The sequence below is a fragment of the Streptomyces sp. NPDC021080 genome, from assembly GCF_044333225.1.
Lineage (GTDB): Bacteria > Actinomycetota > Actinomycetes > Streptomycetales > Streptomycetaceae > Streptomyces.
On the sequence record NZ_JBIRQM010000003.1, the window covers coordinates 42,900 to 57,300 of the forward strand.

A 14,401-nucleotide genomic window follows, 5' to 3' on the forward strand; every position below is an offset into this window, starting at 1 on the left:
CGAGCGTTCGAAAAGCAACGGAAAGCAGACGTTTGCAGTGACCCAAACCGCCGACCTCGCGTCCACACACCGGGACGCCCTCACTGCCGCACTCGACCCGAAAGAGTCCGGTAACGGCCGCTTCACCGTCCAGCCCTGGGACGTGGGAGTCGGCCGCGTTCCCGGCGCCACACTGCTCGGGATCTCCGTGGTCGTCGCGGAGCGGCGCTTCCCGGGCCGTTCGGTGCAGTCCCTCCAGGTGGTCTTCCCACGCGGCGGACAGCTGGACGGGCCGCTGGAGATCGCCGTCGACCCCGTGCAGGAGGGGCGGAGTCTCACCACTGCCCAGGTCGTCTTCAGTCAGCGAGGCCGGGAGCATTGCCGGGCCCTGGCCATGCTCGGCCCGCAGGAGCCGGATTACCTTCGGCACACCACCGAGCCACCGGCGGGGCTGCCTGCCCCGGACGCCTGCCAGGCGTTCAGCGACCTGCGGCTGCCATGGGAAACCGTGACCGAGGGGGGCGCAAACGCCTTCGTCGGTGCCGCGGGCCGCCCCGCCGCGCTGAACATCTGGCTGCGCCACAAGGATGCGCCCGACAGCGCCTCGGCCTCCCGCACGCTGCTCGCCCACGCCATGGAGACCTTCGTCGTCCCTCCGGCGCTCCTCCCGCATGACCCGCACGAGCGGGAGCGTCGCGGCGGCGACGGTACGCGGGTGGTCCTCTCCCAGTCCGTCAGCTTCCACGAATACTTCAGCCTCCGGGACTGGGTGCTGCTGCGCGCCGAGAACGTCCACAGCGGCCACAGCCGGCTGCACACCCGTCTTCAGGCATTCGCCGACGGACGCCTCGTCGCATCCTCCAGCGCCGACGGGCTGCTGCGCGCCGCCCGCTGAACCAGCCACCCCCGGGCCGGGCCGCTGAACAGCAACGACTACCAGCCAGGCCTTCATCGACACAGTGGCCGACGCGCTCGATGCAGCTAGCGACTGGTAGCCATGCCCATGACCTCATAACAAAACTTCTGCTTGACAGGGACAGGTGCGACCCTGATACAAGCTAATGACTATTAGCTTAAGCACCTGAGATACGGTTTCAGGAGGGGCTCATGCCAGTCGATTTCACCCCCGAATCCCGTGTCGCCGAGCTCGCGGAGCGAACTGCCGAGTTCGTCCGCGCGGTGGCGGTACCGGAGGAAGAGCGATACGCCGGCAACGTCGGCGCTGTCAGCGAGGAGTTGCGGCAGCGTCTGCAGGCCGCCGCGAAGGAGGCGGGCGTCTTCGCACCGCATGCGGCCCGGGAGTACGGCGGCCACGGACTGGACATGCGCAGCCGGGCGCTGGTCTTCGAAGAGGCTGGCTGGTCTCTCTTCGGTCCGCTGGCGCTGAACATTGCCGCGCCGGACGAGGGCAACGTCCACATGCTCGAAGCGATCGCCTCGGAGAAGCAGAAGGAGCGCTACCTGCGCCCTCTGGCCCATGGTGCGATCCGCTCGTGCTTCGCGATGACCGAGCCCGCTCCGGGAGCGGGCGCCGATCCGGCCGCGCTGACCGCCCGGGCCACCCGGGTCCCGGGCGGTTGGCGGATCGACGGGCGCAAGTGGTTCATCACCGGGGCTGAGGGCGCCGCGTTCGCCATCGTCATGGCCAGGACCTCCGGCGTCCCGGGCGACCGGGGAGGAGCCACGATGTTCCTGGTCGACGCCGACAGTCCCGGCATGAAGATCGTCCGGCACATCGACACGCTTGACCAGGGGTTCTTCGGCGGCCACGCCGAGATCGCCTTCAACAACTGCGTCGTTGCGGACGAGTCGGTCCTCGGCGAGGTCGACGAGGGGTACCGCTACGCCCAGGTACGACTGGGACCGGCACGCATGACCCACTGCATGCGCTGGCTCGGCATCGCGCGCCGGGCCCAGTCCATCGCCGTCCGGCGGGCTGCCGAGCGGGAGGCGTTCGGGTCGCGGCTCGGAGAGCTCGGCATGGTGCAGGCGATGATCGCCGACTCCGAGATCGACATCGCCGCCTCCCGCGCGCTCACTCTCCACGCCTGCTGGGAACTGGACCAGGGACAGACCGCGGCTCAGTCCACCGCGATCGCCAAGACGTTCACCGCCGAGGCCGTCGGGCGGGTCGTCGACCGCTCACTGCAGATCTGCGGCGCCCTCGGTATCTCTGGTGACCTGCTGCTCGGTCGCTACCTACGGGAGGTACGCCCGTTCCGGATCTACGACGGACCTTCCGAGACCCACCGCTGGGCGATCGCCAAGCGTCTGGTCGGCCGCGAGGTCCGCGCCCTCGGCGAGCAGAAGTGACCGCCGGACCCGAGGGACTGGACCTGGCAGCACTGCGCCCGTGGTTCGCCCGTGAAGTGCCCACGGTGGCCGGAGCGATCGACGCGGAACTGCTCCACGGCGGCCGCTCCAACCTCACCTACGTACTCACCGACGGCATCAGCCGCTGGGTGTTGCGACGCCCTCCTCTGGGGGGACTCACTCCCTCCGCCCACGACATGGGCCGCGAGTACCGGGTCGTCAGCGCCCTCGCAGGAACCGGAGTCCCGGTCGCCGAAGCGGTGGCGCTGTGCGAGGACCCCTCGGTCATCGGCGCACCGTTCTCCGTGGTCGCCCATGTGGACGGGGTGACGATCCGCAGCCGCGAGGACCTCGACCGCCACGACGACCAACAGGCCAAAGCATGCGCGTTCGCCCTGGTCGACGCCCTCGCCGCCCTGCACGCCGTGCCCTACGCCGAAGTGGGGCTCACCGGCTTCGGCCGGCCCGAAGGCTACCTCACCCGGCAGGTCCGGCGCTGGCGCGACCAGTGGAACCGGGTCGCCACTCAGGAGCTGCCCGACATTGACCGCCTGCACGCCGCCCTGGAGGCCGCGGTCCCGACCGAATCGGCGGCCTGCGTCGTCCACGGCGACCTGCGGGTGGACAACGCCATTCTCGATCCCGCCGACCTGGGTCGGATACAGGCCCTGGTCGACTGGGAAATGGCCGCTCTCGGCGACCCGCTCGCCGACCTCGCCCTCCACCTTGTCTACCGCGACCCTGCGTTCGAACCTGTACTCGGCGGTTCCGCCGCCTCCGTCAGCGACCGCTTCCCTTCCCCGGACGCTCTGGCGGAGCGCTACGCCCGCGCCTCTGGACGGGATCTCGGACGGCTCGACTTCCACCTGGCGCTGGGATATTTCAAGATCGCAGTCATCGCCGAGGGCATCCACGCCCGACATCTCCGGAGACTCACCGTCGGCCAGGGTTTCGAGACGGTCGGGGATGCGGTTCCGGCGCTGGCCGCGCAGGGCCTCCGGGCCCTGCGTCCCGGACGCTGAACCGCACGGGTCAGTGCACTCCGGCCAGCCGCAGGGCGAAGTCTCCGTACTGGTAGACGACCTGGTCCTCCGTCATGTCACCGCCCTCCCGATACCAGACCGCGACGCCCATACCGAGATCCAGGATCGCGTACGAGGTCAGCTTGCCCGAGGCTGTGACAAACCGCCCGGCCTCGACACCCTCGACGATCAGCTCCCGGAAGGCCCGTTCGTAGGCGGCCCGGCGGGCCAGCACCTGCGCTCGGTGCGGCTCCTCCAGGCTGCGGATTTCCCGGGTGCCGACGAAGGCCTCGAGCCGGTGCCGGGCGTGGTACCGCACATGGGCCTCGGCCGCCCGGCGGAGCCGCTCCACCACGTCCTCGCAGCCCGCCACGGCCGCTCGGTGGGTGCGCATCAGCTCGTCCATCGTGCCAGTCATGATCTGCGCCAGCAGCTCCTGTTTGGAGTCGACGTGCTTGTACAGGCTCGGCCCGCGGATGCCGACGGCCGCGCCGATGTCGGCCATGGTGGTCCCGGGGTACCCCCGTTCGCTGAACAGGCTCAGGGCCGCGGCCCTGATGTCGGCCGCCCGACCCGCGGAAGCCCCTCTCCGTACTGCAGCCACCATGCCCTCACCTCGCAAGGATCCTGTGCTAGGCAATGTTAGCCAGCGCACTCCTGGTGCCGCACGACCGTCGAGGGGAACCCTGGCGACCCCGGGTTTCGGACGGGCTAGCAGTGCTTAGCCGACTGCCGATTGACAAGTCCCTGGATTTTATCCAATCCTGGCAGCTCCTTAACGATCGTTCGACCAGAACCGGGCGCCGCTCTGCTCTGCGGCCCGGAAAAGAGGGGAAATACCGTGCGCCGTACGGTGTACAACGAGGACCACGAAGCCTTCCGGGAGACGCTCCAGAGCTTCATCGCCAAGGAGGTCACGCCCTTCCAGCACGAATGGGAGGCACAGGGCCATGTGCCGCGGAACTTCTACCGCAAGCTGGGCGAACTCGGCGCGCTGGGCATCGAGGTCCCTGCCGAGTACGGCGGCGCCGGCGAGACCAGCTTCAAGTACCAGGCCGTCGTCATGGAGGAAACCGCCCGGGCCGCCGTGTCCTTCGGCGCCTACTCCGTGCACGCCAACCTGATCCTGCCCTACCTCATGCGGTACGCCACCGAGGATCAGAAGCAGCGCTGGCTCCCTGGCTTCGCCTCCGGCGACATCATGACCGCCATCGCCATGACCGAGCCCGGCACCGGCTCCGACCTGGCGGGCATCACCACCACCGCCAGGCTCTCCGAGGACGGCACCCACTACGTCCTCAACGGCGCCAAGACCTTCATCACCGGCGGCGCCCAGGCCGACCTGATCCTCGTCGTCTGCCGCACCGGCCCCGCCACCCCCGAGGACCGCCGCGCCGGCCTGTCCATCCTCTGCGTCGAATCCAGCTCCGAAGGCTTCGCCGTCGGCCGCAAACTGGACAAGATCGGCCAGAAGAGCTCCGACACCGCCGAACTCTCCTTCACCGACGTCAAGGTCCCCGTGCAGAACCTGCTCGGCGAAGAAGGCAAGGGTTTCTCCTACCTCACCCACAACCTCCCCCAGGAGCGGCTGACCATCGCCATCGGCGCCGCCGCATCCGCCTCCGCCGCAGTGGCCTTCGCCACCGACTACGTCAAGAACCGCAACGTCTTCGGCAAGCCGGTCGCCTCCTTCCAGAACACCAAGTTCGTCCTCGCCGAGTGCGCCGCTGAGGTCGAGGCCGCCCAGACCCTGGTCGACCGTGCCCTGGAACTCCACGACAGCAAGGAGCTCACCGTCGCGGACGCCGCCAAGGCCAAGCTCTTCTGCACCGAGGTCGCCGCCCGGGTCATCGACAAGTGCCTGCAGCTCCACGGCGGCTACGGCTACATCCTCGAGTACCCCATCGCCCGCCTGTACGCCGACACCCGTGTCACCCGCATCTACGGCGGCACCTCCGAAGTCATGAAGACCATCATCGCCAAGTCCCTCGGACTGTAAGGAGTCCCCTGTGCAGACCACTGGTATCTCCGCCGTCATCACCGGCGGCGCCTCCGGCCTGGGCCGCGCCACTGCCGAGCGGCTGATCGCGGGCGGCGCCAAGGTCGTGATCCTCGACCTGCCCGGCTCCGACGGTGAGGCCGTCGCCAAGGAGATCGGCGCCGTCTTCGCTCCTGGCGACGTCACCAGCGAGGCCGACGCCACCGCGGCCGTCCAGGCCGCCGCCGCCCTCGCGCCGCTCCGCGTCGCCATCAACTGTGCGGGTATCGGCGGATCGCAGCGCATCGTCAACCGCGAGGGCGACGTCTACCCGCTGGAGCGGTTCACGCGGATCGTCAGCGTCAACCTGATCGGCACGTTCAACCTGATCCGCCTGGCCGCGGCCGAGATGGCCAGGAGTGAGGAGGTCGACGGCGAGCGCGGCGTGATCATCAACACCGCCTCGGTCGCCGCCTTCGAGGGACAGATCGGCCAGGTCGCCTACTCCGCGTCGAAGGGCGGCATCGTGGGGATGACCCTGCCGATCGCCCGCGACCTGGCGAGTCTGAAGATCCGTGTGATGACCATCGCCCCGGGCCTGTTCGAGACCCCGCTGCTCGGTCGCCTGCCGCAGGCGGCTCGCGACTCCCTCGGCGCCCAGGTCCCGCACCCGAGCCGCCTCGGCCAGCCTGCCGAGTACGCACAACTCGCCGAGCACATCATCGCCAATCCGATGCTCAACGGCGAGGTCATCCGTCTCGACGGCGCCATCCGCATGGCCCCGCGCTGACGTTGCACGCCAGGCGGCGCTCCGAGCGCCGGCCGGCGACAAAGGCCCGGACGGCCCCCAGGGGCGGTCCGGGCCTCCTGGTCCGGTGCGGGTCGGGCGTGCCGACCGCCCGCAGCCGACGGACGCAGGACCGACCGACATCCCTGAGAGCCGAGAGAGGCACGGCCATGGCAGACCTCGAGTACGCGGTACGCAACCGGATCGCGACCATCCTGCTCAACCGCCCCGAGCGCAAGAACGCCTTCACCCTGGAGATGTGCGACACCTGGGCCGAAGCCCTGCGCTCCGCCGAGCGCGACCCCGAAGTGCGGGCCATCATCGTCACCGGCGCCGGCGGCTCCTTCTGCTCCGGCGTAGACCTCTCCGAGTTCAAGGGCGAGAAGCGCACCCCGCTCGGCGAGAAGGAACTGCTCACCAAGCGGGTCCACCAGGTCGCCCTCGCCATGGAGGAGGTCACCAAGCCGGTGATCGCCGCCGTCTCCGGCCCCGCTGTCGGGGCTGGGATGGACATGTCGCTCCTGTGCGACCTGCGCTTCGCCGGCCGCAGCGCCCGCTTCTCCGAGGGGTACATCAAGGTCGGCCTGGTCCCCGGCGACGGCGGCTGCTGGCTGTTGCCCCGGGTCGTCGGCACTTCCACCGCACTGCGGCTGCTGTGGACCGGCGACTTCGTCGGCGCCGAGGAGGCGCTGCGGATCGGCCTGGTCGACGAGGTCCACGACGACGACAAGCTCATGTACGCCGTCCACGCCTACGCAGCCCGGCTCGCCGAGCGGCCGCCGCTGGCCGTCCAAACCATCAAGCGCGCCGTCCGTCAGGGTGCCCGCCACGACCTGCGCACCGCGCTGGACCTGATCTCGTCCCACATGGCCGTGATCACCTCGACCCAGGACTCGGAGGAGGCCTTCGCCGCCTTCCAGGAGAAGCGCCCCGGCGTCTTCTTCGGCCGCTGAGCTCTCATTCTCCGCCCGAAAGGCCGTCATGAAACCCACCCCACGACCGGAGAGCTGCGCCGAACTGCGGGACCAGGTCCGCCGGCTGACTACCGAATGGCGTGACGCAGGCCGCTACATTCCGCGCAGCGACTCCTGGCTGCGCTCCTTCGACCTGGAGTTCAGCAAGGAGCTCGCTGCTCACGGGCTCGTCGCCATGACCTACCCCAAGGAGTTCGGCGGCGCCGGACGTACCCATGTCGAACGGCTCGCCGTCACCGAGGAACTGTTGCGTGCCGGCGCACCCGTCGCCGCGCACTGGATCGGCGATCGGCAGATCGGCCCCGCCATCCTGCGCCACGGCTCACGCCGGCTCCAGGAGGAGATCGTGCCGCAGATCGCCTCCGGCGACGCGGTGTTCTGCCTCGGTATGAGCGAGCCCGAGGCCGGCTCCGACCTCGCCTCCGTGCGCACCTCGGCCGAGCCGGTCGAGGGCGGCTGGCGGGTGAACGGCCACAAGATCTGGACCAGCCAGGCCCACAACGCGACCCATGCCTACCTGTTGGCCCGTACCGAGCGCACCGAGCGCAAGCACGAGGGCCTCACCGAGTTCGTGGTCGACATGAAGGCCGAAGGCGTCCTGGTCACCCCCATCGTCGACCTCTCGGGCGAGCACCACTTCAACGAGGTCCGTTTCGAGAACGCGTTCGTCCCGGCTCACCGCGTGATCGGTGAGGTCGGAGGTGGCTGGCGGCAGGTGGTGGAACAGCTCTCCTTCGAGCGCGGCGGCGCCGAGCGGGTGCTCTCCAGCTACCCCGTCCTGGTCGAGCTGATCGCCGAGACCGCCCGGCAGACCGACGACCGGGAACTGAACGCGCTGCTCGGTTCCTTGGTCGCCCGGCTGGCGGTGCTGCGTCGGCTCTGCTTCGAGGTCGCCCAGGCAATGGACGCCGGCCAGGCCCCGGTGCAGCAGGCCGCTGCTCTGAAGTACCTGGGCAATGCCTTCGAACGTGACGTCATCGACGCGCTGCGTCGCACCGACCTGACCCGCGACGCCACCCCCGACTCGGTCTTCGGACAGGCGCTGCTGGCCTCTCCGGGCTTCGGCCTGCGCGGCGGCGCCGCCGAGGTGCTTCTCTCCCTCATCGCCCGACAGGAGGCCCGTTCATGAGCGAGTTCGCCACCGAGCTGCGGAACCTGGTGGACGACCTGGTCCACCACGACGCCACCGAGACCGCTGAGGCACAGCGCACCCTCTGGCTGCGGCTGCGGGAACTCGGTCTGCCCAGAGTCGGCATCGACGAGGAACGCGGCGGCTCCGGCGGCACCTTCGACGACCTGCTCGTACTGGTCGACGCGCTGGCCGGCCATGCGGTGAGCCAACCGGTCATCGAGGCCGCCACTGCCGACTGGGTGCTCGGACATGAAGCGCCGCCGGCCGACCTGTTCACCACCCTGCTCCTATTGGAACACCCCCTTGTGACCGCCGCCGGTGCGGCCACCGCCGAACTCCCGGCGGTTCCGTGGGCCAGGGCGGCGGATCAGCTGCTGGTCTGCGCCCCGGGGGCGGCGCCGCTGCTGGTGGACCTGGCCCACGCATCGGTCACGGTCCGGCCGGGCGGGAACCTGGCCGGCGAGCCCCGGGACACGGTGCTGCTGACCGGTACGCCGGTGTCCGAGGTCGCCTTGGCTCCCGGGTACGAGGATGTTCTGGCCCGGGTCGCCGTGCTGTGGTCCACCGCGGTCGCCGGCGCGGCCCGCGGGGCGTACCGGCTGACCAAGAGCTACGTATCCGAGCGTCGTCAGTTCGATGCTCCGCTGCTCAAGATCCCCGCGGTGGCGAGCAACCTTGCGCTGATGCGGGTCCAGCTGATCCAGGCCGAGGCCGCGCTGGCCCAGGCCCGGGAGACCGGCGCGACAAGCGCTGCTGCCGAGATCACCCGGATCGCCACCGCCTCCGCCGCCACCGAGGTCGCCCGGATCGCCCACCAGCTGCACGGCGCCATGGGGGTCACCGCGGAGTACCCGCTGCACCGCTACACCCGCCGCCTGTGGGCCTGGCGAGACGCGGTCGCCGGCGAACACCGCTGGGCGGAGCAGCTCGGCCGCCGCACGGCTCTCCAAGGCGAAACCGGCCTTTGGACCCAGCTGACCGCTGCCGGACGATAGCGGGGCGAACCAAGCCGGTTGGCTGCCCGGGAACACCGCGCCATCCGGCTGCCGACCCCAGCCGGACGACCCGGGCGGCGTTTCAGTTGATGAGACTCCGCTCGCGAAGGCCGGTGATGGCGGCATGGTCATAACCGAGCTCGCCCAGCACCGCCTCGGTGTGGTCGCCGGCCATGCAGGAACCCTCGGCCCGGGTGGCCGAACGGGAGAGGCGGACCGTGGGGCCCATCCGCAGATACTCGTCGAAGACCTCGTTGACCGCCGTGACGGTGTACTCGGCCACCAGGACGTCATCGGTCTGCAGCACAATCTCGGGGAACGTCTCGGGCACCACCGCGCAGCCGACGTCGACGCCGGTCAGGAGTTCCTCCCATTCGGCGGCAGGCCGCTCGGCGAACAGTCCGGCGAGAGTCTGGGCCAGTTCGGCGTCGTGAGCCGTGCGGCTTTCCGGTGTGGCGAAGCGCTCGTCGCTGCTCAGCTCCGTCTCCTCGGCGAGGGCCGCGCTGAGTGCGGCCCATTCCGAGGGTGCGGGAGCGGCCAGGAAGATCCAGCCATCCGTGGCACGGTACAGCCGGTACAGGGCGCTGAGACCGTAGCCGTCCTCGTCCACTGTCGCGCCCGGTCGCCGAGCCGGGTGGTCGACGGTGTGGTCGACCAGGGCCAGCGCGGTGGTCGCCAGCATGGTGGTGGTGATCTCTCCCAACGGCCTGTTCCAGGCCCGCGCCAGCAGCCCCAGCAGCATCGTCGATGCCACTCCCAGCGCCGACACACCGTCAACCTGCAGCGTCGGCTTGGCTGTCGCCGTGGCCAGCCGCACCGCCCACTCCTTGATGGCCTGCAGATCTCCGGTGCCCTCCGCGGCGTGCGGGGCTTCGGCCAGCGCCACTCCGGTGGCGGCGCCGATCGACGGCGCGTACGCAGGCCGGTGCCCGTACGGTCCGCTGGTCCCGTATCCCGGAGCGCTGACGTACACCAGATCGGGGTTGATCGCCTTCAGCGTGGCCTCGTCGACCCCGGCCCGCTCGGCCGCGCCCGCCCGGAAGGCCTGCAGCACGATGTCACTGCGGCGGGCCAGCTCGTGGACGATCCGCCTCCCCTCCTCGGAGCGCAGGTCCACGCAGATGCTCTCCTTGCCCTGCATCACCTTGACGCCGCCTGCCTCGGGGAAGGCCAGAACCCGGCGGATCGTGTCGCCCTCGAGGCTCTCCACCTTGATGACCCGCGCCCCCAGCTCGGCGAGCAGCGTGGACGCGAACGGACCGGCGAACATCAGGCCGAACTCGAGTACGGTGACGCCTTCCAGCGGGGGACGGCCGCCTGCCTTCTGCGCCACCGGAGCGGCGCCGACCGGCGTTGCGGAGGCTGCGGCGGCCCGAAGCCGGTCACGGTGCTCGTTCAGCCGCGGGGCAGGCCGCAGAGCCGCGAGCGGAGCCCCGTCGACATGAACCATGGTGCTGGGCTGGCGCACGGGGCCGAGCTCCGGATCCTCGACTACGGCCACCCGGCCGTCGTGCAGCATCTGGGGGTGGTCGAGGACTTCGCCGCCCACGCGGAACGCCTCCGCGTTCACGTTCGGGTTGGTGGCAAAGACGGTCTCCCACTCCGCGAAGGTCCGTTCGCCCACCTTGCGGATCATGGTTTCCCAGAGCTCGGTGCGCAGCTCCTGGCTCGGCAGCACCGGCAAGCCCTTCCACTTGGGGTCCGAGAACATCCAGGTCAGCCCAAGCTCCTCCATCAGGGCGCGGAACAGCCGCGGCTCGGTCTGGGCGAACTGCAGCCACCGGCCGTCCTTTGTCGGCGCCACCAGCAGCGGGTAGACAAGCGGGGAGAGCGGTTCCCCTTCCGGCGAGTACGCCTGGACGATCTCGAAGGCGCCCGGCCAGCGGAGGCCGATCAGCTCGGTGAACCAGCTCCAGGTATCGATCGCGGTGACACCTCGGAGCAGGTCGGCCTCCACGTGCTGGCCGTTCCCGGAGACCTCCCGCTCCAGCAGCGCGGCCAGAATGCCGTGTACGGCTGTCTGTCCGGCTGCCCAGGAGGCGAACGGCACCGAGAGGAAGGCCGGGCCCGGACGGTTTACCATGCCCTTCTTCACGTTGAACATGCCGATCTTGGCCATCACCAGGCCCTCGTAGCCCTTGAGGCCGGCCCACGGGCCGGTGGAGCCGAATCCGGTGATCGCGGCGCTGACCAGACGTGGATTCAGCTCCGCCAGCATCCGCGGGCTCAGCCCCAGCCGCTCGGCTGCGCCCGGCCGCATCGTGGTCACCAGCACGTCCGCTTCGGAGAGCAGTCCGACGAGCACCTGCCGGTCGGCCTCGTCGTGCAGATCGAGGACAATGCTGCGCTTCCCCCGCCCCAGGGCCGGCCATCCGGCATGGGATCGCAGCGGACTCCCGCCGGGGGGTTCCACCCCCACTACGTCCGCCCCGGCGTCCGCCAGGAACTGCGTGGCAAACGCTCCGGCCACCGTCGTGGAGAGGTCCACGACGGTGAGGCCAGCGAGCGGTCCCTGAAGTGCTTCACGCATCGGCCACCGCCTTGATCGAGAACACAAGCAACTCCGGAAAATAGGTTTACTTATTTACCGATTCTGGGCCGCACAGTCGTCGCCGCGCAAGAGCCGCACGCGGAGCGCTCCGCGCTGAAGCCTTTGCATGCCGAGCTAGTCTCAGCAGGGCCGAAGGAGGGCGAGTTCGTGGAGCCGTCCCGGACGGGGCCGCGCACTCGGCGCTTGACCAGGAAGATTCCGGCATGAGCAGAGTCCGCTCCTGAGCATCCGGGTGCTCGACGCTTCGTCGGCTGAGCACCGCGCACAGCCGCCGTCAGCTAAGTATCCTGGTGAAGGAAGTAATCGAAGTTTTCTTGGTGGCCCGCTGCTGGGCCGGGGGAGAAAGGCGGCTCGCGATGGCGGAGTCGAATGGTCAAGCCGGACTGCGCCAGAGTGGCGTCGGTGCGGGCGTCACAGAGAAGGTACGGCCGCCCAAGACCGGTGAACTCGTGGCCCGTCGACTGCGGCGCATGATCGTCGAAGGAGATCTCAAGGGGGGCGACTTCCTCCCCCACGAGCCCGAGCTCCTCGAACAATTCGGAGTCTCCCGCCCCACCCTGCGCGAAGCGGTCCGCGTCCTCGAGTCCGAAGGGCTGGTGGAACTGCGCCGAGGCTCACGCACCGGTGCACGCGTGACCCTCCCCGGGCCCGAAGCCGTTGCCCGCCCGGCCAGCCTCCAACTCCAGCTGCGCGGCGCCACCCTTGCCGACGTCTACAGCGCCCGCAGCACCATCGAGCCCCCCGCCGCGCGTCTCCTCGCCGCGAGTGGCGACGAGGAACGCTACGCGGAGCTCGAAGCCGCACTCGCCGAGGAGCGCGCCAGCCTCGGCGACCCCGATCGCTTCGCCATCGGCTCCGCCAAGTTGCACCTGAGGCTGGTCGAGCTCTCCGGCAACCACACCCTTGCGCTGATGGCCGGCATGATCCACGAGATCATCCTGCGCCAGACCCAGATCGCCGTCCGCAACCGCCAGGAGGCCACTCCCGATCTGGGCAAGCAGCACAACCAACGGGCCCTACAGGCCTATGAGAAGCTGCTCACTCTGGTCCGTTCCGGCGACGGAGAGGCCGCCGAGAATTTCTGGCGCATCCATCTGGAGGCCGCAGACGCCTTGGTCCTCGCCGGCAACCAGGCCACTCGCGTCATCGACATCCTGGACTGAGCGCGCGCTCGTGCAGCCCGCCGGCAGCGGAGCGCACACCAGACTGAGGCAGCGGGGTACACCCTGAGGTGTGCCCCGCTTGCTTATCCACAGGTGCCCTACATTTCGCGGTGATGCAGCCTCAGTCGATTCGGTAGCGCCGGATCTCGTGCTCGACCATGCCCTCGAGGGTCGAAGCGGGCGGGGCAGGCAACTCCACCCGGGGCCGGCGCCGCGTCGGCAGCAGCACCACCGCGGTACCCGGAGAGGTCACCTCACCACGCTGGTTTTCGCAGCGGATGTCCAGGTGGACCTCGTGTCGTCCCTCGACCTCCTGCTTGTCCACCACCTGTCCGCGCACCCAGGTGGTGTCACCGACGTAGTTGAACTTGCGGTGCTCGCAGCGCAGCTTCCACAGCCAGCCGTCGTCCCCCATCCAGTCGGTGAGTGCGTGCACCAGCCAGGTCTCCCGCATGGCACCGTAGTCGTAGGAGGTCGGCAGCCCCAGCTCTTGGGCCCGCTGGGGCTCCCAGTGCAGCCGCTGCACCGTGTCCGGCACGCTCAGGGTGTTCACTGGATAGAGGCCGGGCGCCTTGGCGCGCACCTGGTGGGCGAGCCGAAACGCCCCGGGCGGAGTGAGCTGCATGCCCCAGCCCACGTGCCACACCACCACATCGGTGGTGAGCAGCGGGCCCTTCACCCGCGACTGGATCTCCTCGCCGACCTGGACGTCCTCCCAGTAACGGGTCTCGGCGCCCCGGCGGGTCTCGGCCGCATACGCGGCGTCGATCTCCGCCAGCTGCTCGGGGGTGTACGGCTGCTGCTCCAGCTTCTCCTTGGCACGCTTCCTGGATGCGTGGCGCTCCGCGTTGATCCAGGTACCGCGGCGCACGGCATGCATCTCCCCGGCGCCATTGGTGTACAGAAAGTCGCGGGTCACATGCGCGGTCCGCCCACCGAAGCTGCTCTTCTTCTCCTGCACCCCGACCTGGGTCTCCAGCATCCGGCAGCGGTCGCCCTGCTCCAGTGGACGCCACCACTCGTACTCCATGACCGCCTGGTACGAGCCCAGGCCTGCGAACGGGTCTCCCTTGAGCAGGGCCCTGGTCTCGGCGTCCGGCTTGGGGGCGGCGTCCTCGCCCATGGTGTAGTGGAAGGTGGGCGGGGCGATCAGGCCGCCCCAACGGGTGCCGACGGCGTAGCCGGGGTCGCAGTACAGCGGATTGTCGTCACCGTACCCGTAGGCGAAATGACGCACCGCGTCCCAGGTCACCTCGTAGTTGTGCGGGGGGTTTCGCTGCGGAAGCGGCACTCCCAGTCGCCGGCGCGACCTCTCCAGCGCCGCGTCGGTCAGCACACCGAACGTCGGCTCCTGCGTCGTGGATGCGTTCATGCCACCTGGCTCCTCACTTTCCCGCCCTGTCGAGCGAGAGGCGAACATAAAGTTGAGTGGGCGGTTCAGTCGGCCGCGAGCAATCGCACTATGAGGTCGCGGTGGATCAGCGACGCCGCCCTGGACGCGGACGAG

Annotated in this window: 12 protein-coding genes; 9 read left to right on the forward strand and 3 right to left on the reverse strand. The window is 69.6% G+C overall.

Features of this window, described 5'->3' with window-relative positions; all coding sequences use genetic code 11:
• Nucleotides 1-37 precede the first annotated feature (37 nt).
• The 3 genes from ACH4S8_RS07645 to ACH4S8_RS07655 all read left to right on the forward strand — a co-directional run bounded on the left by ACH4S8_RS07645 (nt 38) and on the right by ACH4S8_RS07655 (nt 3,314).
• Nucleotides 38-874, forward strand: coding sequence for an acyl-CoA thioesterase (locus ACH4S8_RS07645; RefSeq protein WP_398391788.1), 837 nt, complete (start codon nt 38-40; stop codon nt 872-874).
• A gap of 212 nt (nt 875-1,086) precedes the next feature.
• On the forward strand, nt 1,087-2,292 hold the full coding sequence (locus ACH4S8_RS07650) for an acyl-CoA dehydrogenase family protein (protein ID WP_398391789.1): 1,206 nt from the start codon (nt 1,087-1,089) through the stop codon (nt 2,290-2,292).
• Nucleotides 2,289-3,314, forward strand: a complete 1,026-nt coding sequence (locus tag ACH4S8_RS07655; RefSeq protein WP_398391790.1) for a phosphotransferase family protein — start codon at nt 2,289-2,291, stop codon at nt 3,312-3,314. The genes ACH4S8_RS07650 and ACH4S8_RS07655 overlap by 4 nt, the downstream gene beginning before the upstream one ends.
• Nucleotides 3,315-3,324: 10 nt before the next feature.
• Here the strand turns inward: ACH4S8_RS07655 and ACH4S8_RS07660 are convergent, their stop codons facing one another.
• Nucleotides 3,325-3,921, reverse strand: coding sequence for a TetR/AcrR family transcriptional regulator (locus ACH4S8_RS07660; RefSeq protein WP_398391791.1), 597 nt, complete (start codon nt 3,919-3,921; stop codon nt 3,325-3,327).
• Between the two features lie 234 nt (nt 3,922-4,155).
• On the opposite strand from ACH4S8_RS07660, the gene ACH4S8_RS07665 reads away from it, so the two are divergent.
• From ACH4S8_RS07665 to ACH4S8_RS07685, 5 genes are all read left to right on the forward strand, one after another.
• Nucleotides 4,156-5,313, forward strand: a complete 1,158-nt coding sequence (locus ACH4S8_RS07665; RefSeq protein ID WP_398391792.1) for an acyl-CoA dehydrogenase family protein — start codon at nt 4,156-4,158, stop codon at nt 5,311-5,313.
• A gap of 10 nt (nt 5,314-5,323) precedes the next feature.
• On the forward strand, nt 5,324-6,082 hold the full coding sequence (locus ACH4S8_RS07670) for an SDR family NAD(P)-dependent oxidoreductase (RefSeq protein WP_398391793.1): 759 nt from the start codon (nt 5,324-5,326) through the stop codon (nt 6,080-6,082).
• Nucleotides 6,083-6,249: 167 nt separating this feature from the next.
• On the forward strand, nt 6,250-7,032 hold the full coding sequence (locus ACH4S8_RS07675) for an enoyl-CoA hydratase/isomerase family protein (protein ID WP_398391794.1): 783 nt from the start codon (nt 6,250-6,252) through the stop codon (nt 7,030-7,032).
• Nucleotides 7,033-7,060: 28 nt separating this feature from the next.
• The gene (locus ACH4S8_RS07680) at nt 7,061-8,182 is read left to right on the forward strand and encodes an acyl-CoA dehydrogenase family protein (RefSeq protein WP_398391795.1); all 1,122 of its coding nucleotides are present in this window, start codon (nt 7,061-7,063) and stop codon (nt 8,180-8,182) included.
• Nucleotides 8,179-9,180 (forward strand): acyl-CoA dehydrogenase family protein, encoded by a 1,002-nt coding sequence (locus ACH4S8_RS07685; protein ID WP_398391796.1) that lies wholly within the window; start codon nt 8,179-8,181, stop codon nt 9,178-9,180. The genes ACH4S8_RS07680 and ACH4S8_RS07685 overlap by 4 nt, the downstream gene beginning before the upstream one ends.
• A gap of 82 nt (nt 9,181-9,262) precedes the next feature.
• On the opposite strand, the gene ACH4S8_RS07690 is transcribed toward ACH4S8_RS07685, so the two are convergent.
• Nucleotides 9,263-11,710 (reverse strand): CaiB/BaiF CoA transferase family protein, encoded by a 2,448-nt coding sequence (locus tag ACH4S8_RS07690; RefSeq protein ID WP_398391797.1) that lies wholly within the window; start codon nt 11,708-11,710, stop codon nt 9,263-9,265.
• Between the two features lie 377 nt (nt 11,711-12,087).
• Here ACH4S8_RS07690 and ACH4S8_RS07695 point away from each other — a divergent pair, with 377 nt between their 5' ends.
• Nucleotides 12,088-12,894, forward strand: a complete 807-nt coding sequence (locus ACH4S8_RS07695) for a FadR/GntR family transcriptional regulator (protein ID WP_398391798.1) — start codon at nt 12,088-12,090, stop codon at nt 12,892-12,894.
• A 121-nt stretch (nt 12,895-13,015) separates the two neighbouring features.
• Here the strand turns inward: ACH4S8_RS07695 and ACH4S8_RS07700 are convergent, their stop codons facing one another.
• Nucleotides 13,016-14,266, reverse strand: coding sequence for a MaoC family dehydratase N-terminal domain-containing protein (locus ACH4S8_RS07700; RefSeq protein WP_398391799.1), 1,251 nt, complete (start codon nt 14,264-14,266; stop codon nt 13,016-13,018).
• Nucleotides 14,267-14,401 lie beyond the last annotated feature (135 nt).